A 19,774-nucleotide genomic window follows, 5' to 3' on the forward strand; every position below is an offset into this window, starting at 1 on the left:
GAGCAAAGCCCGCCCCAGTGGCGAACCCCAGTTGATCAACCCGTGCCCGGCATCCGCCTCATCCTCGCCTACCAGCCGCACCACCTGCTCCTGGTCATGCGTGTCGACAAACCGCACCCGGCTACCAATCTGTACCTTGCTATGCGAAGTCGCCGCCGGTACCACCTGTGCGCTTTGCACCCGCGCGCTGAAGTAGCGCAGATCCCGCTCGGTATCGGCCAGCCGTTGCTTGTCGCCCTGTTCGCCCTGCGCCTGCAGTTCGCTGCGCAAGGCATTCAGCTCGGCCACCCGCGTCTGCAGCTGGCGCAGGCCGCTGGCCGTCACATAGTTGGGCTGTTCGCTGATGCGCCGCTCGACCGGCTGGTCGGCCTGGTCGGCGGCTTGGTCTTCGTTGACGAATGCTCGGCTCATGTAGGGCCTCCTTGTGCATGAGACCATCATGGCAGGCCGCCGGTTTAAAGGAATGTCCGTTTGCGACTCAATTGTGGCGATAGGCCTTGGCAGCGCCGCGGTCCTTTTCCTGTTCCCACTCGCGGTCGCGCTGGTCCCAGAAGCGCTCGTGGTATTGGCGCTGTTCTTCGCTGTTCTGCATGGCGTGACACTGGCGGAAGCCATCGTCCCAGCCGGTTTCGTACTGACGCTCGTGCAGGTAGCGCGGTACGTTTTTGCGAAAGTTGCCCACCATCAGCCCGGCCGCCTGGCGGCCACTGCTGCAGCCGTCCTGGAAGCCATCCGCATAGGCGGGCGGGTAACCGTGGTTGACCATCTGCTCGTGGGTGGTTTCGCAACCTGACAGCAACACCGCAATGCACACGCCGAACCAGTACCGCGACATAGCCACAAAGCCCTCCAGTTGATGATGGGAAGTCTAGGTGGCGGTTTGTCGGGTAGGTGTCAAAACAGTGTCAAAGAGTTGGTTCAGTCACACTGCTTTACTAGCCTAACTGGCCAATTCGCGGGCAAGCCCGCTCCCACAGGTACTTGCACAGGCCTCGAATCTTGTGGGGCCCTGTGGAAGCGGGCGTGCCCGCGAAAGGCCGCAAAGCGGCCTCAGTAGTGATACCACTTCAGCTCCAGCATCACCTCGTTTTGCGCCGTAGCCAGGTGGCTGAACTCACGCGAGGCGCTCAACCGAAGACCAAGGTTCTGGCTGATTTCCCACTGCTGGTTCAGGCTTACACTGCGTCGCACTTCGCCGTTGGTGAAGTAATCGCCCTTGGCCTCCAGCGTCATGTTGCCCAGTCCGTTGCGCCACAGCAGCCCGCCATTGAAGCCAGCCGCCGGGGCAATGAACTGAGCGAAGTCGTTGTGATGCTCGACCCGCACCGTGCCCAAGGCAAATCCCAGCAAACCGTCGGCCAGCTGCCAGGTGCCGCCAGCGCCACCATTCACATGGCTCACCAGCACTTCGTCATCATGCTTGCCCGGCACCCGCTCCAGCCCCCCAGCCACTTGCCATGACCAAGGCTTGAGCAGCTCGTTACGGGGTGTCAGTGAACGGATGGTGGCCAGGTCCAGGCGCTGCACCTGCCAATCGTTGCCTTCGTACTGGCGCAGCTTCAATTGCAGGATTTCGATCTGTGCGCCCAGCGGGAAGCCATAGGCGTTGTCATTCAGGTCGTGGTAGGCCATGCGCAGGCCATATTCGGCGTAGGCGCGGTCTTCACGGGTGCCCACGCCCAGTTGCCAGGTGCGCGAGTCATGGCCATCCTCGGGCAGGCCGGGGCGCTCGATCTGCAGGGGCGGCGGCGGGTTGCCGTTGATCGCCCGCAGCAACTCGAAGCTGCGTTTGGCCTGCCCTGGGTCGCGTTCCTGGCCATTGGCCCGATACCGCTCAAGGCGATACGCGGCATCTTGCACCAACGCTTGGCGTTCGCGAGGCAGGGCCTGGAATTCAGGGCTTTGCAATTGCGCAGTGTCGGCGCTTACAGCCAGCACCTGGCGCTTTTCGTTGGGGTCGAGTGGCTCGGCCCTGGCCAGCAATTCACGTTCGCGAGAGGGGCGGTAGGTTTCGCTGGCGACCAGGCCGGACTGCTTCACGGCTTTCACCGTGTCGGTGGGAATGGCGGTCAGCGGGAACTGAGGCGTCAGGTCCAGGCTTGGCCGGGCCACTTGCAGCAGCTCCAGCAGGCGATACGAGCAGTTTTCGTCGAAGAAGAAGTAGTCGAACTGGATCTGCTTCAGCTCCCACACATGCTCGACCATACGTCCGGTTTCTTCGGGGGTCAGGTCCAGCTGGTATTCCCACAGGTCGCGGTTTTCCAGGCTGCGGTATTCGGACAGTTTTTCCTGGTAGGGCATCAGCGCGAACAGCCCCGGGTAGCCACCCATCAGGCCTTTCCAGGCGTACAGGATGCTGTTGTCGCTGCCTTCGATATAGGCACCGAAGTTGATGGCGTAGCTCAGCAGCGTGGTGTCGTCGCTGCGGGTGTTGGACTGGTCGATGCGCAGCAGGGTGTGCCCGAACATCGACGATGGGCTGTTCAGGTAGGCTGCCGGGAAGATCAACGCGGCGCTGTGCGGGTCGATCGACTGGTACCAGGTCTTGAATTCCTGGCAGTCCGGTTGTGGCAAGTCTTGCAGGTCGAGCTGTTCGCGCAGCCAGCGGGTGCGCGCGGGGAATACGCACTGGGCGTGCTTGTCACCGAGACTGGCCGGGGCATACAGCGCATCGACCGTAGCCTTGAGTTCCTGGTCCGGATGGTGCGCGCCATCTTCGGCGAGGAAGAACGCATCATCATCCACATAGCTGCGCCAGCCGCCGAGCTTGGCGGTTTCGTAATGTCCAATGGCGAGCCAGTAAGGGGTATTGGCCAATTGCTGGAGACGGCCTGGATCCAGCAGGGGGGCGGCATGAACAGGGGCGCAGGCACACAGCGCCAGGGCAGCGAGGCGTTTGAGCATATCGGGCAACTACTTCTTGACGATGCCGAAAAAGGCGAAACCCGCCCCGGGTGGGGCGGGAGCAGCTGTGCTTAGGCCTCGGTAGCGTATTTGGCCAGGCGGGGGTCGCTCTTCAGAACGGCCAGGGTGTTGCTGTGGACAGTTTCGGCAGTTACGTCAGCGCTGCTGAAGATCTGGTTGAAGTGCTGGTGGGTGACCGAGTTGAAGTAGCTGCGGTCCTCCGGTGCTACGCCGAGAACGACGGCATAGGTGGTCAGTGCTTCGCCCTGGCCCATGGCCATGTCTTCGGAAAGCTCGTTCATCATGCCGTTCATGGCGAACCAGGACTTGCCGCCGTAGGTCAGCGAAGCCTTGGTCGAGCAGCCGTTGGTGCCGGAGGTCATGCCGAAGGTGGCGTTACCGGAGGTGCCGTTGGTGGTAGAAGCCAGGAAGTGTGCCGGCGTGCCGCGCTGGCCTTCGAACAGCATGTTGCCCCAGCCGCAGTTCGGGCCGCCAGGCGCTTCGGCCATGGCGTTCAGCGAGACCACGGTGAACAGAGTACCCAGAAGAATCCGTTTCATAGCATTTGTTCTCTTTGTCTTAACCAAGGGTCAGGGTTTCTGGCAACTCGGTTGCCAGGTCGGGAAAGCTTTTCACCCACCCGCGCAGCTTGGAGTTTAGGCACGATCTAAAGGTTGCGTTGTTGATTGCGAAAAATTTGCTGTCACAAGACTGCACCGGCTGCGACATAAAGTCCCGTGGAGCCTTGCAAGGCGCGCGCGGGCAGCGCCAGAATGCTGCGTATCTGCCCGCCGAAGTAAGGAAACCCAATGCCCGATCCTGTCGCTGCGCGCCTGCGTCTTGCGCCTGAAGCCCTGACCCGGCGTTTCTCCCCCGAGCAGTTTGCTTTTACCCATACCGACGATCTGGAGCCGTTTCGCGGAGTTCTGGGCCAGGAACGTGCTGTCGAGGCCCTGCAGTTTGGCGTGGCCATGCCGCGTCCTGGTTACAATGTGTATGTGATGGGCGAGCCCGGCACCGGGCGCTTCTCGTTCGTCAAGCGCTACCTCAAGGCCGAGGGCAAGCGCCAGCAGACCCCGGCTGACTGGGTCTACGTCAACCACTTCGACGACACCCGTGAACCACGCGCACTGGAGCTGCCGTCCGGAAGCGCCGCCGAGTTCATCAGCGACATGGGCGGATTGATCGACAACCTGCTGTCGACGTTCCCGGCGGTGTTCGAACACCCGTCCTACCAGCAGAAGAAGGGCGCCATCGACCGCGCTTTCAACCAGCGTTATGACCGTGCTCTGGATGTGATCGAGCGCGCGTCGCTGGAAAAGGACGTGGCCTTGTACCGCGATGCCAGCAACGTCGCCTTCACGCCGATGGCTGATGGCAAGGCGCTGGATGAAGCTGAATTTGCCCAATTGCCGGAGGAGGTGCGCGAGCAGTTCCACGAGGACATTGCCCTGCTTGAGGAGCGCCTCAACGAAGAGCTGGCCAGCCTGCCGCAATGGAAGCGCGAATCGAACAACCAGCTGCGCCAGCTCAACGAAGAAACCATCACCCTGGCACTGCAGCCGTTGCTGGCGCCGCTGTCGGAAAAGTACGCCGAAAACGCGGCGGTTTGCGCCTACCTGCAATCGGTGCAATTGAACCTGTTGCGTACGCTGGTCGAGCAACTGGTCGATGACAGCAAGTCCGACGCCGTGGCCCGCAAGCTGCTCGAAGAGCAGTACGCGCCCAGCCTGGTGGTGGGCCATCACGCTGACGGTGGTGCGCCGGTGGTGTTCGAGCCGCACCCGACCTACGACAATTTGTTTGGCCGTATCGAATACAGCACCGACCAAGGTGCGCTGTATACCTCCTATCGCCAACTGCGCCCAGGCGCGCTGCACCGGGCCAACGGCGGCTTCCTGATTCTGGAAGCCGAGAAAATGCTGGGCGAGCCGTTCGTATGGGACGCGCTCAAGCGTGCGCTGCAGTCGCGCAAGCTGAAGATGGAGTCGCCAATCGGTGAGCTGGGCCGTGTTGCCACTGTCAGCCTGCAGCCGCAGGTGATTCCGCTGAACGTCAAACTGGTGATCATCGGCTCGCGCCAGCTGTACTACGCGCTGCAGGACCACGACCCGGACTTCCAGGAGATGTTCCGCGTGCTGGTGGACTTCGATGAAGACATGCCGATGGTCGACGAGAACCTGGAGCAGTTCGCCCAGCTGTTGCGCACCCGCACCAACGAAGAGGGCATGGCGCCGCTGACCAGTGACGCGGTGGCGCGTCTGGCCACCTACAGTGCGCGTCTGGCTGAAAACCAGTCACGCCTGTCGGCGCGTATCGGCGACCTGTTCCAGCTGGTCAGCGAGGCTGATTTCATTCGCCAGCTGGCCAGTGACGAAATGACCGACGCAGGCCACATCGAGCGTGCGCTCAAGGCCAAGGCCACCCGTACCGGCCGTGTGTCGCAACGGGTGCTGGACGACATGCTCGCCGGCATCATCCTGATCGACACAGAAGGCGCGGCCATCGGCAAGTGCAACGGCCTGACCGTGCTGGAAGTGGGTGACTCGGCGTTCGGCATGCCCGCGCGTATTTCGGCCACCGTCTACCCCGGCGGCAGCGGTATTGTCGATATCGAGCGTGAGGTCAACCTTGGCCAGCCGATCCACTCCAAAGGGGTGATGATCCTCACCGGTTACCTGGGCAGCCGCTATGCCCAGGAGTTCCCGCTGGCGATCTCCGCGAGCATCGCCCTGGAGCAGTCCTACGGCTACGTGGACGGCGACAGCGCCTCGCTGGGCGAAGCCTGCACGCTGATCTCGGCCTTGTCGCGCACGCCGCTCAAGCAGTGCTTCGCCATCACAGGTTCCATCAACCAGTTCGGTGAAGTGCAGGCGGTGGGTGGGGTGAACGAGAAGATCGAGGGCTTCTTCCGCCTCTGCGAGGCGCGTGGCCTGACCGGCGAGCAGGGGGTGATCATTCCGCGTGCCAACGTCGCCACCCTGATGCTTGACGAGCGCGTGTTGCAGGCGGTGGAGAACGGCATGTTCCACGTCTACGCGGTCAGCCAGGCTGATGAGGCGCTGAGCCTGCTGGTGGGCGAGGAGGCCGGGGTACTCGACGACAAGGGGCTGTTCACCGAGGGCAGCGTCAATGCTCGGGTGGTGGAACGCCTGCGTGAAATTGCCGAGATGATCAGCGAGGAAGACATCGAGAAGGCAGAAAAGGAACGCCTGGAAGAGGTGATTGCCCAGGCCAAACCGGCCTGAGTCAATAAACTGGCGCTGGCGGCGATGTGCTACCGTTCAGCGCCAGTTTTCCAACTTTCTGTACTGTTCCTCTATGCTGGAACTTAAGGACGGTACAGCGTTCAGGATGGAAACAGCCTGAGGGTTTCGGGCTGAACAAGGCTCATTGGAGGGGACGCGGCCATGCGCAACCTCAGCCTCACACGCCAGTGCCTGGGCCTGGTGACCCGTATCGAATGCAGCATCCGCCCGCTGGCCGGTGACAACGGCATGTGGACGTTGCTGTTCGCCGCCGGCATGGCCGGTGAACAACCCTCCGCGATCAAGGCGCAGGGCCCGTTCCATGGGCCACTGGTGGCCGAATCGGTGCTCAATGCCATTGTCGACAGCCTGACCCTGCATGGGTACCAGGTGGCCGAGGACCCGCAGATCTGGTGTTTGCATTTGCAGGCGCAGTTGCGGCGGATCAATGGTGAGCGGTGTCGCAACCTGGGGGATTACCAGTTTCATCCTGAGACCTGAAGAATGCCGGGGCCGCTTTGCGGCCCATCGCGACACAAGGCCGCTCCCACAGGTACAGCATCGCCTTGCTGTGAGAGTGTGGCCTTGTGTCGCGTTCAGGCTGCGGAGCAGCCCCCGGGCTTTTGCTGTAACAGGTGGCTGGCTATACTCGCCGTCGCTTTTTTAGTCACCTGATGAGTCCTGAACTTCATGGAACGTATCCTCGAAAACGCGATGTATGCCTCGCGCTGGCTGCTCGCACCGATCTACTTCGGCTTGTCCCTCGGCCTGCTGGCCCTGGCGCTGAAATTCTTCCAGGAAGTGGTCCACGTCCTGCCCAACGTCTTTGCCCTCAGCGAAGCCGACCTGATCCTGGTGATCCTGTCGCTGATTGACATGTCGCTGGTCGGTGGCCTGCTGGTGATGGTGATGATTTCCGGTTACGAGAACTTCGTCTCGCAGCTGGACATCGATGAAAGCAAGGAAAAGCTCAACTGGCTGGGCAAGATGGACTCCTCGTCGCTGAAGATGAAGGTTGCCGCGTCGATCGTGGCGATTTCGTCCATTCACCTGCTGCGGGTGTTCATGGATGCGCAGAACATCTCCACCGATTACCTGATGTGGTACGTGATCATCCACATGACCTTCGTGGTCTCGGCGTTCTGCATGGGCTACCTGGACAAGCTGACCAAGCACTGAGTCCCGCCAGGCCTCACTGCAATTCCTGGGGGGGCGGGCATGCCCGCGAACACCGGCAAAGCCGGTGCCAGCCACCGCGTGGCCTGCTTCGCGGGCACGCCCGCTCCCACAGAGATCGAGGCTCAACTGACGAGTGGCGTCAGTCATGCCTTGCGCATTCTCCCTTCCTGTACAAAAAATGAGCTCTCATGCGTGGTTCCTATTGCGAGGTGCTCTCATGAACCTGCATCAGCTCAATACCGAGGCCAGGGCTGGCCATGTCGAAGAACTGAACCTGATCGCCATCGAGGGCGGTGACTACCTGCTCGAGGCCCGGGTCAAAGGCCATGCTCACCCCCTGTCCGATACCCGCGGTGAACGCTTGCGCGTGCACTCGGTGGAGGATGCGCGCAAGTTGCTGCTAACCATCCCCATGGTCTCGATGAACCTGGTGCACTGGTCGGTGCAGGACGAAATGTGCGGCATGGGTACGCACCCGGAAGAAGACCTGAAGGTGCCGATTTCCCAGCGTTCGGCCTGGTAGCTGCTCGCAGCGCCCCAGTGTGCTAGGCTGCTCGCCCTTTTTATCAAGGGCGCGGCTGCATTGCGCCCTGCAGTGGAGCACGACAATGTCCGAACTCAACCTGTCTACCGACGAAACGCGCGTCAGCTACGGTATCGGCCGTCAGCTGGGCGGCCAGCTGCGCGACAACCCGCCACCAGGCGTTAGCCTGGAAGCCATCCTGGCCGGCCTGACCGACGCCTTCAACGGTGCCGACAGCCGCGTCAGCGAAGCCGACCTGTCGGCCAGCTTCAAGGTCATCCGTGAGGTGATGCAAGCCGAAGCTGCAGCCAAGGCCGAAGCCGCCGCTGCTGCTGGCAAGGAGTTCCTGGTCGAGAACGCCAAGCGTGAAGGCATCACCACGCTGGCTTCGGGCCTGCAGTTCGAAGTGCTGACCGCTGGCGAAGGCGCCAAGCCGACCCGCGAAGACAACGTGCGTACGCACTACCACGGCACCCTGATCGACGGCACCGTGTTCGACAGCTCCTACGAGCGTGGCCAGCCGGCTGAATTCCCGGTCGGCGGCGTGATCGCTGGCTGGACCGAAGCCCTGCAGCTGATGAACGCTGGCAGCAAATGGCGCCTGTACGTGCCAAGCGAGCTGGCTTACGGCGCCCAAGGCGTTGGCAGCATCCCGCCGCACAGCGTACTGGTGTTCGACGTCGAGCTGCTCGACGTTCTGTAATGCCCTAGAGGCCGGCCCTGCCGGCCTCAATTCCAGTCTGTCCCCCCAGGGCGCAATGCCCGCGCATAGCAGAACAGAAACAGATTCCGTACCAGTTCCTTGAGCACCCCCGGCTCACTCGAATTCAGCCCGCTCATGTCCAGGTCACCCTGGTCACGCAGTTCGTCGAGGGCTTCTTCTTCAAGCACCGCGCACACTTCGCCGGTTTCCCGATGAAGAATGCGCAGGTAGGGGTGAGGGCGTTCCAGCCAGGCGTCGATCAGATAAGTCATGGCAATTCTCCTTGGACAGCAATTCCAATGAGAATAATTCTTATTACGTAAATGGCAAGCGCCAATTGCCGGATTTTTGTGTAATCAGACTTTGCGGACGAACTCGGACTTCAGTTTCATGGCACCGATGCCGTCGATTTTGCAGTCGATGTCGTGGTCGCCGTCGCACAGGCGGATGTTCTTGACCTTGGTGCCAACCTTGACCACCAGGGACGAACCCTTGACCTTGAGGTCCTTGATCACGGTGACGGTGTCACCGTCTTGCAGGATGTTGCCGACCGAATCCTTTTTCACCACCTCGTCACTGGCCGCCTCGGCATCGCCGCCGGCCGACCACTCGTGGGCGCATTCAGGGCAGATCAGCTGAGTGCCATCCTCATAGGTGTATTCGGAGTTGCATTTTGGGCAGGGTGGCAGAGTGCTCACTTCGGTTCCTCAAACAAACAGACGGGCGGTTAAAAGCCCACATTGTAAAAGGTAATTTCCCGGAAGTGATTATGTCCGGACAAAAAGCATCGCGGGCAAGCCGGCTCCCACAAATGGTGTAGGAGCGGGCTTGCCCGCGAATGAAGGCGACTCGGTCTGTCAGTGCGTACGCGCGACCGCAAACTCGCTCAGTTCAACCAGCGCATCCCGGTATTCACTGGCAGGCAGCACTTCGAGGCAGGCGATGGCACGCTTCACGTAATCGCGCGCCAGCTCGGCGGTGTACTGCAGCGCGCCCGACTCTTCGACCGCGACGCGAATCTGTTCCAGATCTTCCAGGCCGCCCTTCTGGATCGCCTGGCGTACCAGCGCCGCCTGCTCGGCAGTGCCTTCGCGCATGGTGTAGATCAGTGGCAGGGTAGGTTTGCCCTCGGCCAGGTCGTCACCGACGTTCTTGCCCAGGGTCTGCGAGTCACCCTTGTAGTCCAGCAGGTCGTCGACCAGTTGGAAGGCCACGCCCAGATGGTCGCCAAAGGTACGCAGGGCTTCGCGCTGCTCGTCGGTGGCCTGGGCCAGTGCCGCAGCACTGTGGGTAGACGCTTCGAACAGCATCGCCGTCTTGCCGCGAATGACCTCCATGTAGACTTCCTCGGTGGTGCTGGCGTCGCGTACGCGCGACAGTTGCAGCACTTCACCTTCGGCAATCACCCGGGTGGCCTTGGACAGAATCTGCATGACCGGCATCGAGCCCAGTTCGACCATCATTTCGAACGAGCGCGAATAAAGGAAGTCGCCCACCAGCACGCTCGGCGCGTTGCCCCACAGGGCATTGGCGGTAGAGCGGCCACGGCGCATGCCGGACATGTCGACCACGTCGTCGTGCAGCAGGGTGGCGGTGTGCAGGAACTCGATGGTGGCGGCCAGCAGGCGCAGGTCGTCGCCTTCGCGGCCCAGGGCCTTGCCACACAGCAGTACCAGCAGGGGACGCAGGCGCTTGCCACCGGCGGACGTGATATAGTCGCCGATCTTCGATACCAGCGGCACGCGCGAGGTCAGCTGCTTCTTGATGATCTCGTCGACGGCGCTGAAATCATCAGCCACCGCGCGGTAGAAGGTTTGGGGTTGCATCGGCTGCTCCAGTGAGGTTGCGCGGCATGCTAGGTCGCAGGTCCCGGTGTGTCAAGGCGCGGTGCCCGCTGGCCGGGGGCGGCACTTGCAAGCAAAACCGCGGTTGCGTACAATCGCGCACCCTAACTTCCTGGGCAGCACCTGCCTTACGCAATTGCGCCGGGCCGTTCCAGCCCTGTGCAGCCATGCCAGCCAATACTCATCATATAAAGCGCTGGGTGAGCAGGATTATCGGAGAAATACCATGTCTTACGCAGTAATCGTTACCGGCGGCAAGCAGTACAAAGTCGCTGAAGGTGAATTCCTCAAGATCGAAAAACTGGAAGTCGCCACTGGCGAATCCGTGACCTTCGATCGCGTTCTGCTGGTCGCCAACGGTGAAGAAGTCACCATCGGTGCTCCAGTTGTTGCTGGCGCTAAAGTAGTGGCCGAAGTCGTTTCGCAAGGCCGCCACGACAAGGTTCGCATCATCAAGTTCCGTCGTCGTAAGCACCACATGAAGCGTATGGGCCACCGCCAGTGGTTCACCGAGATCAAAATCACCGGCATCCAGGCTTAATCCCCTAGATCCCCTGAATTTATTTGGAGAATTGAACCATGGCTCACAAGAAGGCTGGTGGTAGTACTCGTAACGGTCGCGACTCAGAATCTAAACGCCTTGGCGTGAAGATGTATGGCGGCCAGGTTATCAAGCCAGGCAACATCATCGTCCGTCAGCGCGGTACCGAATTCCACGCTGGCTACGGCGTTGGCATGGGCAAGGACCACACCTTGTTCGCCAAGATCGAAGGCGTGATCAAGTTCGAGAAGAAAGGCGAGTTCATGCGCCGTTACGTGAGCATCGTCGCCGCTTAATCGCGACGTCGCTCCAGAAGCCCCGTCATGCGACGGGGCTTTTTCGTTTGTGGTGAGCCTCTTGCAAAGCTGTTTGTCTGGGTTGCCGGCGTTGGTTTCTACGGTCGTACGGGGCCGCCGCGCTCATTTTTGCAAGAGCCTCATGTTTTTGAGTCATTCAGCTCGTCTACCGACGAGAGGCGGTTTTAATGAAGTTTGTTGACGAAGTATCCATTCGGGTCAAGGCCGGTGACGGTGGCAACGGTTGCATGAGCTTCCGTCGCGAGAAGTTCATCGAGAACGGCGGCCCTAACGGCGGTGACGGCGGTGACGGTGGCTCGGTGTACATGATTGCCGACGAAAACCTGAACACCCTGGTCGACTACCGCTACACCCGTCACCATGAAGCCCAGCGTGGCTCCAACGGCGGTAGCACCGACTGCACCGGCAAGAAGGGTGAAGACCTGTTCCTGCGCGTGCCGGTCGGCACCACCGTGATCGATGCTTCCACACAGGAAGTGATCGGTGACCTGGTTACCCCCGGCCAGAAGCTGATGGTCGCGCAAGGTGGCTGGCACGGGCTGGGCAACACCCGTTTCAAGTCGAGCACCAACCGTGCACCGCGCCAGACCACCCCAGGCAAACCGGGTGAGCAGCGTGACCTGAAGATGGAAATGAAGGTGTTGGCCGACGTCGGCCTGCTGGGCTTGCCGAACGCTGGCAAGAGTACCTTCATCCGTTCGGTCTCGGCCGCCAAGCCGAAAGTCGCCGACTACCCGTTCACTACCCTGGTGCCAAACCTGGGCGTGGTCAGCGTCGACCGCTGGAAGAGCTTCGTCATCGCCGACATCCCCGGCCTGATCGAAGGCGCCTCTGAAGGTGCCGGTCTGGGTATTCGCTTCCTCAAGCACCTGGCGCGTACTCGCGTGCTGCTGCACCTGGTGGACATCGCGCCGCTGGACGAAAGCAGCCCGGCCGATGCCGCCGAAGTCATCGTCAACGAGCTGACCCGCTTCAGCCCGTCGCTGGCCGAGCGTGAGCGCTGGCTGGTGCTGAACAAGGCCGATATGGTCATGGACGACGAGCGTGACGAGCGTGTGCAGGAAGTGATCGATCGTCTGGAGTGGGAAGGCCCGGTCTACGTGATCTCGGCTATTTCCAAGCAGGGCACCGACAAGCTCAGCCACGACCTGATGCGCTACCTCGAAGACCGCGCCGACCGCCTGGCCAACGACCCGGCCTACGCCGAAGAGCTGGCCGACCTCGACCAGCGTATCGAAGACGAAGCCCGTGCCCAGCTGCAGGCCCTGGACGACGCCCGTACCCTGCGCCGTACCGGCGTCAAGAGCGTGCACGACATTGGCGACGATGACGGTTGGGACGATGATTTCGAGGACGACGAAGACGGTCCGGAAATCATTTACGTGCGCGACTGATCGGTTGCAGTACACTAAACGCCGCTCTCTGGAGCGGCGTTTTTGTATCCACGGTATCTACAGATTCGACATAGGTTGGAAGAAGATGCGAAGCAAGGTGACGGGCGCCAAGCGCTGGGTCGTTAAGATTGGCAGTGCTCTGCTGACCGCCGATGGCAAGGGCCTCGACCGCGGTGCAATGGCCGTTTGGGTCGAGCAGATGGTCGCGCTGCGTGAGGCAGGCGTGGAGTTGGTACTGGTCTCCTCCGGGGCCGTGGCTGCCGGCATGAGCCAGCTGGGCTGGACCAAGCGACCGAGTGCGATGAACGAGCTGCAGGCGGCTGCCTCGCTCGGCCAGATGCGCCTGGTGCAGGCCTGGGAGTCGAGCTTCGGGGAGCACGGGAAGCACACCGCGCAGATCCTGCTGACCCATGACGACCTGTCCGACCGCAAGCGTTACCTGAATGCCCGCAGCACCCTGCGCACCTTGGTCGATCTGGGTGTGGTGCCGGTGATCAACGAAAACGACACCGTGGTCACCGACGAGATCCGCTTTGGCGACAACGACACCCTGGCGGCGCTGGTGGCCAACCTGGTCGAGGCCGACCTGCTGGTGATCCTCACCGACCGCGATGGTATGTTCGATGCCGACCCGCGCAACAACCCCGAGGCGCAGTTGATCTACGAAGCCCGTGCCGACGATCCCTCGCTGGATGCCGTGGCCGGTGGTACCGGTGGTGCCCTGGGCCGTGGCGGCATGCAGACCAAGCTGCGTGCGGCGCGCCTGGCTGCCCGTTCCGGTGCCCACACCATCATTATCGGTGGCCGCATCGAGCGTGTGCTGGACCGTCTGAAGGCGGGCGAGCGCCTGGGCACCTTGCTGTCCCCTGAGCGCGGCATGCTCGCGGCGCGCAAGCAGTGGTTGGCCGGTCACCTGCAAACCCGTGGCACCCTGGTGCTGGATGCTGGTGCCGTGCAAGCGCTGCGTCAGGCCAACAAGAGCTTGCTGCCGGTTGGCGTGAAGACTGTGCAGGGCAGCTTCCGTCGTGGCGAGATGGTGGTGTGCGTCGGCCCGGACGGTGTTGAAGTGGCTCGCGGCCTGGCCAACTACAGCGCCCTGGAGGCGCAGAAGATCATTGGTCAGTCGTCCGAAGCCATCGAGTCGATCCTTGGCTACAGCGCCGAGCCGGAACTTGTACACCGCGACAACCTGGTGCTGGTATGAGCCTGCTGAAGAGCGTAATCGCGGTGGCTGCGTGCGTGCTGCCGTTGTTGGCTGGCGCCGAAGAGGTCGGCCAGGTGTCCACCGTGTTCAAGTTCCTCGGGCCGAACGACCGCATTGTGGTCGAGGCGTTCGATGACCCTAAGGTTGAGGGCGTGACGTGCTACCTGTCACGTGCCAAGACTGGCGGCGTGAAGGGGGGCTTGGGGCTGGCCGAGGACCGGGCGGAGGCATCGATTGCCTGTCGTCAGGTCGGGCCGATCAACTTCAAGGGTGAGCTCAAAGATGGCGAGGAAGTGTTCAAGGAGCGCACCTCGCTGGTGTTCAAGACCATGCAGGTGGTGCGCTTTCTCGACAAGAAGCGCAACACGCTGGTGTACCTGGTGTACAGCGACCGCATGATCGAAGGCAGCCCGCAGAATGCGGTGACTGCCATTCCGATCCTGCCTTGGGCTCATTGATAGCCCGCTCCTGCATACGCATCGGTGGTTGGGCGCGGGCCGTCGTAGGCGCGGGTCCACCCGCGAAAGGGCCGGGCCTGCTGACCAATTTCCACCCGCCGTTCACCGTTGCCGTCGCCACCGTATTCGCGGGTAAACCCGCTCCTACACACGCATCGGTGGTTGGGCGCAGGCCGTCGTACGCATCGGTGACTGGACACAGGCCGCCGTAGGAGCGGGTTTACCCGCGAATGGGCCGCAACGCGGCCCCGGCTATCTCAGGCCAGCTCCTCGGCCTGATCCTCACGCACAACCGCCTTCACTTCATCCAGCCGGCTGATGAACTTCCAGTCCGCCTCGTCGATGTAGATGCCGTTCGGCCCGCTGCCACCTTCCAGGTCGATCGCAACGTGCGCCGAGACCTGTGGTTTCACACTCGCCAGGATCGGTACGAAGCCCAGTTGCTGGCTGGTCTCCAGCAGTGCCGCCTGGTTGCGTTCGTCGATGTCTGCCGCTTCGTCCAGGTAGTACGGCAGGCGAATGCGCCCGGCCAGGTCACGGTCCATCAGGTGCAGCAACAGGTACATGTTGGTCAGCGCCTTGATGGTCATGGTGGTGCCGTTGGACGCCGCACCGTCGATGTCGGCGTGGATGATCGGCTGGCCATTGACCTTGGTGATCTCGAACGCCAGTTCGAACAGGTCCTTCAGGCCCAGCTGGTTGTGGTTGGCCGCCACCAGCCGTGCCAGGTACTCCTTGGCCTCTTCGTTTTTGTTGTCCTGGTCTGCACTCTGGGTCAGGTCGAAGACCGACAGGGTTTCGCCTTCTTCGTACTGGCCGGCACTGTGGATAATCTGGTCGATGTGCTTGAGCGCTTCCTTGTTCGGCGCCAGTACCACACGGAAGCTTTCCAGGTTGGACACCTGGCGCTTGTTGATCTCGCGGTTGAACAGGGCCAGCTGGTGCTCAAGGCTGTCGTAGTCGCTGCGGATGTTGCGCAGGGTTCGGGCGATGTCGGTGACCGCAGCGCGGCGTGCCTTGGCCAAGGTCAGGGCTTCGTCGGTACGGTGCGCGTAGGCGTTCACCAGCAGTTGCAGGCGGCGTTCCATGTCGTCTTCGCTGTCAAACTTGGCAACGCCTTTCAGGCGCACCTGGGCGTACAGCGCCTCGATCTGGTTGTCCACACGCTGCAGGCCTTGCCAGCTGTCCTGGTAGTCATTGAGCAGCGGCAGCAGGTTGTCCATCGAGTCGTCGATGGCTTCCATGTATGGCGTGCCGTAGGGCAGGTCGGCCGGCAGCAGCTGGCGACGGCGCAAGGCGTCTTCCAACGTGCGCTGCTTGGACTCGAGGTCGCCGAGCTGACGGCCGACCAGTTGCAACTTGGCTGACAGCTGCTGGACGCGCTCGGTGAAGGCGTCGCTGGAGCGCTTGAGTTCGTCCTGGGCCGCTTCCAGCTGCGAGAGCTGTTCCAGCTTCTCGGGCTCTTCGGCGGTGAGGGTTTGGCTACGGCGGAAGTCTTCCAACGCCTTCTGCGCGTCCAGCACTTCCTGGTACAGGGTTTCGGTCTGCGCTTTGGACGCGGAGCGGTCGGCGGCCACGGCCTGCTGGGTCTTGAGCTGCTTGAGTTCTTTTTCCAGGCGCTCTTTCTGGTCGCGCAGGGCGGCGCGGTCGGCCAGGGCCTGCAGGGCCGGTGGGTCGATGTGGGTCAGGTCGATGGCCAGGCCCGGGGCCTCGAAGCGCTCGCCCTTGAAGCCGTCCAGTACCGCTTCCAGCGATTTTACCCACAGGTCACTGTCGTCCAGCTCGATGCCGCGGTCGCCCAGCGGCAGGCTGAACAGCGCGCCGTTGAACAGGCGCATCAGGCGGTCGACGTCCTGCTGCGAGAACTCTTCGCGCAGGCGGGCATAGCTGTTGTTGTCAGCGTGGTCCAGCTGCTGCTTGACCTGCTTCAGGCGTTTTTCCAGGTCGCGTACGCGCTCGTCGAGGTCTTCGGCACTGAACTGCCGTGACTGGGCCAGGGCGCCGGCCAGCTCGTCGTGGGCGTCTTTGGCTGCCAGCAGTTGCTGCTCCAGTACCTTGACGTCATCGACCAGCGCAAAGCGGTGCTTGAGCACCGACAGCTCGCCTAGCCAGCGCTGGATACCGGTAATTTCACGCTCCAGGCGCATCAGCTCCTGGGTGCCGCCACGCTGGTCGTTCTGCAGGCGGTCCTGCTCGCCACGGTAGTGCTCGGACTGGATGACCAGCTCTTCCTTGCGCGCCATGGCGTATTCCTGCCAAGTGCCCAGCAGGGTGTCGAGCACAGGCGAAATGCGGTGCAGCTTGCCACGCAGGATGTCGCGCTGGGCCACGCCACCGGCCAGGGCCTCGACCAACGGGCCGGCAGCCACCAGGGCGTTGTAGTCCTGCTCCATGCGGCGTACGTCGCGGAAGGCTTCCTCGCACGCAGCGATGTAGTCGACGCTGCCCGAGCGCAGGCTGTGCTCGAAGGCGTCGAGGAACAGCTGCTTGAGCTTGGCGGCGGTGATCTCACGCATGTGCAGCAGGTTGATGAACAGCGCGCGGAAGGTTTTCAGGCTTTGCTCGCTGGTGGAGCGCAGCGGGATCATGGTCAGGTCCAGCGGCACCGAAGTGTGTCCGCCCACCAGCAGCCGGCGCAGTTCGTCCGGCTTCAGTTCGTAAGCCTTGATCCCCAGGCGTTCAAGGTTGGTGAACAGCTCTTTCTGACGCAGGCAGGTGTCGTTCTTCTGGTAGTGGGCCAGGTCCAGTTCGCCCTTGTAGGCGAAGAACTGGTGGCCGAAACCGCCACCCGGGCCGCGCCCTACCACACCAATCACGTGCGTGCCGTGGGGCAGGCTCAGTTCGCAAAGAATGTACGACGTGTCGCTGGCGAAGTAGAAGCGGCGCGATTGCTCAAGGCTGTACTTGCCGAAACTCATGTCCGACATACGTGCCAGGATCGGGAACTGCAGGGCATTGATCGAAGCCGATTTACCCAGGTTGTTGGCGCCGTATACCGACAGCGGGTGCTCCAGCGGGAACAGGCCAAGGCTGTAGCCGGCGGTGTTGAGCAATGCGAAGCGGCGGATGCCGTAGCGTTCCTGGCTCATGCGTCAATCTCCTGTTGCTCTTCGCGGATGGCCCGGGCCAAGGCGTCCTCTTCGCTTTCCTCGCCCTGGAAAGGCGTGAGGTCGAGCGGGTCGTCGGTACGGTTGAGTTCTTCGGCGCTTTCTTCCTCGACCAGTACCGGGGTCGGCAGCGGCAGGGCGCTGTGCAGGGTGGCGGCCAGGTCGCGGTCCTGCTGCACCGACAGGCACACATCGAGGAAGCGGTGCATGGGCGGCAGGAAGCGGTAGATGCCGCCTTCCTCATGGGCGAAGCCGAGCTGGGTCATGCGCCGCAGGATTTTTTCTTCCAGCTCGTCCACGGTCTGCACTTCGGCCTGCAGGAACAGGTCGCGGTACTTGTCCAGCAGCGAGGGCAGTTCGTCGCGACCGATGCTGCCGCCATCGAGCACGGCCATCGGGTCGCGGCCCTGGTCAGCAAGGTGCTCGACCAGGATGAAGGTGAACAGCGACAGGCGCTGCGCGGTCTTGTTGACCTGCGCGGCGGTCATGTCCGGTACGAAGTAGTAGAAACCACGGGTATCGCACACCAGTTCGAAGCCCAAGGCCTTGAACAGGGTGCGGTACTGGTCCTGGAAGTTCGACAGCTGGGCGTACAGCTCAGGGTCGCGCCGGCTGACGTGGAAGCCTTTGAACAGCTCGCGGAAGATCGGCGCGAGCTGGGACAGTTCGGAAAGATCAAGATGCATGGGCTGGGCTCGCGTTGGGTTCGGTAGGCGCGCTAGGGGCGTCTTCGCGGCTGGAGGTCAGGGCGAACGAATGCAGGCTGACCAAATGTTCCTGAGTGGTGTATTCGCGGCGGTCGAGGCGTTCGCGCTTGAAGCGCTTTTCCCGCGACAGGCGCGAGAACCAGTACAGCAGCTCGTCGGTGGCGCCTTCGGGCTCCTGCTCCAGCAGCCAGACCATCAAGTCGGGCAGTGGCAGGGCCTGTTCGCAGCGTTCGGCCATTTCCTTGACCGTGCGCGGGGCACGGGGCAGGGCGCCGGACTGGGTCTTGTGGGCTTTGGGGAAGCGCGCCGGTTTGGGCTCGAAGCGGGCCAGTGCGTAAACGTAGGCCTCGACCTGGCTGGCACTGCCAAGGAAGGTGCTTTGCGGGCGGGTGAACATCGGCATGGCCGCCTGCGGCACGGCATCGATGCCCTTGCGCCGGATCACCGACAGGGCCAGTGCGGCGCCGCGGGTCACGGCGTTGTGGCGGCGGGCTTCTTCGCGCAGCGGCAGCAGCAGTTCGCGGGCGTGGCGCAGGGTCAACTGGGCGCTGGTCTGCATTTCCAGAATGCGCGCGTGGGTGCGCAGCAGCATGTCGTCGTCGACCAGGTGGCCCAGGCGCGCCTGTTCGCCCAGCAGTTTCAGCAGCACGGTCTCGACCTTGCGTACACCCTGCTCGAAGGCGCCGTCGGCGTTGACCAGCTGGATCATCGGCTCGACGTATTCGTCCCAGGTGGCCAGCACTTCGGCATAACGCTGGCGCAGCGGAATCTGGCGGTTGCTGGTCTTGGCCCGTTCGGCCACGGCCACCAGTGCCTGCTCGTCGTTGTCGAGCTTTTTCAGCACATCGCGCACACGCATGTCGAGCAGGCGCAGCTGGCGTGCCAGGTCGTCGCTGTCGCGGTTGTCGAAGGCATCCTGGATGTGCCCGGCCAGGCGCTCCAGGTGGCGCAAGTAGGCTTCGATCTCCAGGCACAGGCCCAGCCGGTGTTCGCGGCGCAGGTAGGCGAGGAAGTCGTGGATCTGCGCGTTGAGCTCGAAACGGTTCGGGCTCTTGGCCACCGGGACCAGGATATCCAGGCGGATCCACACGTCGAGTAGCTGGGTGATGTCCTGCGGGGTGCTTTCGAGCTGCTGGCGGGCCACATGCTGGCGCAGTTCGACCAGGCTCAGGGTGCCCTGGTCGAAACGCTCGCACAGCGGCTCGATCAGGGCCCAGTGTTCGGCTAGGGCGCGCAGGACGCGCTTGGGTTCGATCATTGGCTTCGACTCGTTGCCAAGAAAAAGGGGGCGATTGTACTGCATTCGCGGGGGTGGTTTTTACCCCTTGGTCTGTAATGAGAGATAACCTTTAGGTTTGTGGGTGTATGTCGTTGTTCTAGTGGCACTCGTGAGATCGAGCGCCGCCCGCGCGGCGCATCGCGACGCAAGGCCGCTCCCACATTTGTTTCGGGCCAATCAATCCTGATTCATTGGCGCACGGTCCCTTGCTTGTCCCCCTTCGATATCGCGTCGTGCACCCAGGGGGACGCGCGCCAATGGCACAGGCATGACTGGCCAGAAACAAATGTGGGAGCAACTGTCTTGCTCAATTTCTAAAAGCTGGCGCCTGTGGGAGCGGGCTTGCCCGCGAACACGGGCGAAGCC

20 protein-coding genes are annotated in these 19,774 nt (G+C 62.4%); 10 read left to right on the plus strand and 10 right to left on the minus strand.

Annotated features, from left to right (window positions below; translation table 11 throughout):
- From AC3WLP_RS26245 to AC3WLP_RS26260, 4 genes are all read right to left on the minus strand, one after another.
- A partial coding sequence (locus tag AC3WLP_RS26245) for a GreA/GreB family elongation factor (RefSeq protein ID WP_103340308.1) occupies positions 1 to 411 on the minus strand: 411 nt, incomplete at its 3' end.
- A gap of 67 nt (positions 412 to 478) precedes the next feature.
- Positions 479 to 835: a hypothetical protein gene (locus tag AC3WLP_RS26250; RefSeq protein ID WP_004575712.1), complete on the minus strand. Its 357-nt coding sequence runs from the start codon at positions 833 to 835 to the stop codon at positions 479 to 481.
- A 215-nt stretch (positions 836 to 1,050) separates the two neighbouring features.
- Entirely contained in the window at positions 1,051 to 2,904 is a 1,854-nt protein-coding gene (locus tag AC3WLP_RS26255; RefSeq protein WP_014755291.1) for an Lnb N-terminal periplasmic domain-containing protein, read from the minus strand.
- A 71-nt stretch (positions 2,905 to 2,975) separates the two neighbouring features.
- Positions 2,976 to 3,464 carry a DUF3015 domain-containing protein gene (locus AC3WLP_RS26260; protein ID WP_003247492.1) on the minus strand — a complete coding sequence of 163 codons (489 nt, stop codon included), beginning with the start codon at positions 3,462 to 3,464 and terminating at the stop codon, positions 2,976 to 2,978.
- 249 nt (positions 3,465 to 3,713) lie between these two features.
- Between AC3WLP_RS26260 and AC3WLP_RS26265 the strand changes: the two genes are divergently transcribed.
- From AC3WLP_RS26265 to bamJ, 5 genes are all read left to right on the plus strand, one after another.
- Entirely contained in the window at positions 3,714 to 6,152 is a 2,439-nt protein-coding gene (locus AC3WLP_RS26265) for a Lon protease family protein (RefSeq protein ID WP_004575710.1), read from the plus strand.
- Between the two features lie 162 nt (positions 6,153 to 6,314).
- On the plus strand, positions 6,315 to 6,653 hold the full coding sequence (locus AC3WLP_RS26270; RefSeq protein WP_003247487.1) for a PA4575 family protein: 339 nt from the start codon (positions 6,315 to 6,317) through the stop codon (positions 6,651 to 6,653).
- Between the two features lie 189 nt (positions 6,654 to 6,842).
- Positions 6,843 to 7,331, plus strand: coding sequence for a TIGR00645 family protein (locus AC3WLP_RS26275; protein WP_003247486.1), 489 nt, complete (start codon positions 6,843 to 6,845; stop codon positions 7,329 to 7,331).
- Between the two features lie 217 nt (positions 7,332 to 7,548).
- On the plus strand, positions 7,549 to 7,854 hold the full coding sequence (locus AC3WLP_RS26280) for a DUF6482 family protein (RefSeq protein WP_012051153.1): 306 nt from the start codon (positions 7,549 to 7,551) through the stop codon (positions 7,852 to 7,854).
- 85 nt (positions 7,855 to 7,939) lie between these two features.
- On the plus strand, positions 7,940 to 8,557 hold the full coding sequence (gene bamJ, locus AC3WLP_RS26285; RefSeq protein WP_003247482.1) for a BamJ family beta-barrel-assembly machinery protein: 618 nt from the start codon (positions 7,940 to 7,942) through the stop codon (positions 8,555 to 8,557).
- 26 nt (positions 8,558 to 8,583) lie between these two features.
- On the opposite strand, the gene AC3WLP_RS26290 is transcribed toward bamJ, so the two are convergent.
- The 3 genes from AC3WLP_RS26290 to AC3WLP_RS26300 form a co-directional block, all read right to left on the minus strand.
- Entirely contained in the window at positions 8,584 to 8,829 is a 246-nt protein-coding gene (locus AC3WLP_RS26290; RefSeq protein WP_010951938.1) for a PA4570 family protein, read from the minus strand.
- Positions 8,830 to 8,913: 84 nt separating this feature from the next.
- Positions 8,914 to 9,255, minus strand: coding sequence for a zinc ribbon domain-containing protein YjdM (locus tag AC3WLP_RS26295; RefSeq protein WP_003247477.1), 342 nt, complete (start codon positions 9,253 to 9,255; stop codon positions 8,914 to 8,916).
- Between the two features lie 159 nt (positions 9,256 to 9,414).
- A complete protein-coding gene (locus tag AC3WLP_RS26300) occupies positions 9,415 to 10,383 on the minus strand; it encodes a polyprenyl synthetase family protein (RefSeq protein WP_003247469.1) in 969 nt (322 codons plus the stop codon).
- 244 nt (positions 10,384 to 10,627) lie between these two features.
- Between AC3WLP_RS26300 and rplU the strand changes: the two genes are divergently transcribed.
- From rplU to AC3WLP_RS26325, 5 genes are all read left to right on the plus strand, one after another.
- A complete protein-coding gene (gene rplU, locus AC3WLP_RS26305; RefSeq protein ID WP_003247466.1) occupies positions 10,628 to 10,942 on the plus strand; it encodes a 50S ribosomal protein L21 in 315 nt (104 codons plus the stop codon).
- A 38-nt stretch (positions 10,943 to 10,980) separates the two neighbouring features.
- The gene (gene rpmA / locus AC3WLP_RS26310) at positions 10,981 to 11,238 is read left to right on the plus strand and encodes a 50S ribosomal protein L27 (protein WP_003247464.1); all 258 of its coding nucleotides are present in this window, start codon (positions 10,981 to 10,983) and stop codon (positions 11,236 to 11,238) included.
- A 188-nt stretch (positions 11,239 to 11,426) separates the two neighbouring features.
- Positions 11,427 to 12,653 carry an Obg family GTPase CgtA gene (gene cgtA / locus AC3WLP_RS26315; RefSeq protein ID WP_003247460.1) on the plus strand — a complete coding sequence of 409 codons (1,227 nt, stop codon included), beginning with the start codon at positions 11,427 to 11,429 and terminating at the stop codon, positions 12,651 to 12,653.
- An 85-nt stretch (positions 12,654 to 12,738) separates the two neighbouring features.
- Complete coding sequence (gene proB / locus AC3WLP_RS26320; protein WP_003247458.1) at positions 12,739 to 13,857, plus strand: glutamate 5-kinase; 1,119 nt, start codon at positions 12,739 to 12,741, stop codon at positions 13,855 to 13,857.
- Positions 13,854 to 14,315: a CreA family protein gene (locus AC3WLP_RS26325; protein WP_012051156.1), complete on the plus strand. Its 462-nt coding sequence runs from the start codon at positions 13,854 to 13,856 to the stop codon at positions 14,313 to 14,315. The genes proB and AC3WLP_RS26325 overlap by 4 nt, the downstream gene beginning before the upstream one ends.
- Before the next feature lie 257 nt (positions 14,316 to 14,572).
- Here AC3WLP_RS26325 and mksF read toward each other — a convergent pair whose 3' ends face one another.
- Genes mksF through mksB form a run of 3 tightly spaced genes read right to left on the minus strand, consistent with a single transcriptional unit; the run spans position 14,573 to position 19,387 of the window.
- Positions 14,573 to 17,404, minus strand: a complete 2,832-nt coding sequence (gene mksF / locus AC3WLP_RS26330) for an Mks condensin complex protein MksF (RefSeq protein WP_003247454.1) — start codon at positions 17,402 to 17,404, stop codon at positions 14,573 to 14,575.
- Entirely contained in the window at positions 17,401 to 18,108 is a 708-nt protein-coding gene (gene mksE, locus AC3WLP_RS26335) for an Mks condensin complex protein MksE (protein WP_003247452.1), read from the minus strand. Before mksE ends, mksF begins: the two co-directional genes overlap by 4 nt.
- Positions 18,098 to 19,387 (minus strand): Mks condensin complex protein MksB, encoded by a 1,290-nt coding sequence (gene mksB, locus AC3WLP_RS26340; RefSeq protein WP_003247449.1) that lies wholly within the window; start codon positions 19,385 to 19,387, stop codon positions 18,098 to 18,100. Before mksB ends, mksE begins: the two co-directional genes overlap by 11 nt.
- Positions 19,388 to 19,774 lie beyond the last annotated feature (387 nt).

Source organism: Pseudomonas sp. FW305-E2 (assembly GCF_058782925.1).

Excerpts from the sequence above, each read along its gene's own strand:
- AC3WLP_RS26250 (WP_004575712.1), bottom strand. The coding sequence starts at position 835 with ATGTCGCGGTACTGGTTCGGCGTGTGCATTGCGGTGTTGCTGTCAGGT.
- AC3WLP_RS26255 (WP_014755291.1), bottom strand. The coding sequence starts at position 2,904 with ATGCTCAAACGCCTCGCTGCCCTGGCGCTGTGTGCCTGCGCCCCTGTT.
- AC3WLP_RS26260 (WP_003247492.1), bottom strand. The coding sequence starts at position 3,464 with ATGAAACGGATTCTTCTGGGTACTCTGTTCACCGTGGTCTCGCTGAAC.
- AC3WLP_RS26265 (WP_004575710.1), top strand. The coding sequence starts at position 3,714 with ATGCCCGATCCTGTCGCTGCGCGCCTGCGTCTTGCGCCTGAAGCCCTG.
- AC3WLP_RS26270 (WP_003247487.1), top strand. The coding sequence starts at position 6,315 with ATGCGCAACCTCAGCCTCACACGCCAGTGCCTGGGCCTGGTGACCCGT.
- AC3WLP_RS26275 (WP_003247486.1), top strand. The coding sequence starts at position 6,843 with ATGGAACGTATCCTCGAAAACGCGATGTATGCCTCGCGCTGGCTGCTC.
- AC3WLP_RS26280 (WP_012051153.1), top strand. The coding sequence starts at position 7,549 with ATGAACCTGCATCAGCTCAATACCGAGGCCAGGGCTGGCCATGTCGAA.
- bamJ (WP_003247482.1), top strand. The coding sequence starts at position 7,940 with ATGTCCGAACTCAACCTGTCTACCGACGAAACGCGCGTCAGCTACGGT.
- AC3WLP_RS26290 (WP_010951938.1), bottom strand. The coding sequence starts at position 8,829 with ATGACTTATCTGATCGACGCCTGGCTGGAACGCCCTCACCCCTACCTG.
- AC3WLP_RS26300 (WP_003247469.1), bottom strand. The coding sequence starts at position 10,383 with ATGCAACCCCAAACCTTCTACCGCGCGGTGGCTGATGATTTCAGCGCC.
- rplU (WP_003247466.1), top strand. The coding sequence starts at position 10,628 with ATGTCTTACGCAGTAATCGTTACCGGCGGCAAGCAGTACAAAGTCGCT.
- rpmA (WP_003247464.1), top strand. The coding sequence starts at position 10,981 with ATGGCTCACAAGAAGGCTGGTGGTAGTACTCGTAACGGTCGCGACTCA.
- cgtA (WP_003247460.1), top strand. The coding sequence starts at position 11,427 with ATGAAGTTTGTTGACGAAGTATCCATTCGGGTCAAGGCCGGTGACGGT.
- proB (WP_003247458.1), top strand. The coding sequence starts at position 12,739 with ATGCGAAGCAAGGTGACGGGCGCCAAGCGCTGGGTCGTTAAGATTGGC.
- AC3WLP_RS26325 (WP_012051156.1), top strand. The coding sequence starts at position 13,854 with ATGAGCCTGCTGAAGAGCGTAATCGCGGTGGCTGCGTGCGTGCTGCCG.
- mksF (WP_003247454.1), bottom strand. The coding sequence starts at position 17,404 with ATGAGCCAGGAACGCTACGGCATCCGCCGCTTCGCATTGCTCAACACC.
- mksE (WP_003247452.1), bottom strand. The coding sequence starts at position 18,108 with ATGCATCTTGATCTTTCCGAACTGTCCCAGCTCGCGCCGATCTTCCGC.
- mksB (WP_003247449.1), bottom strand. The coding sequence starts at position 19,387 with ATGATCGAACCCAAGCGCGTCCTGCGCGCCCTAGCCGAACACTGGGCC.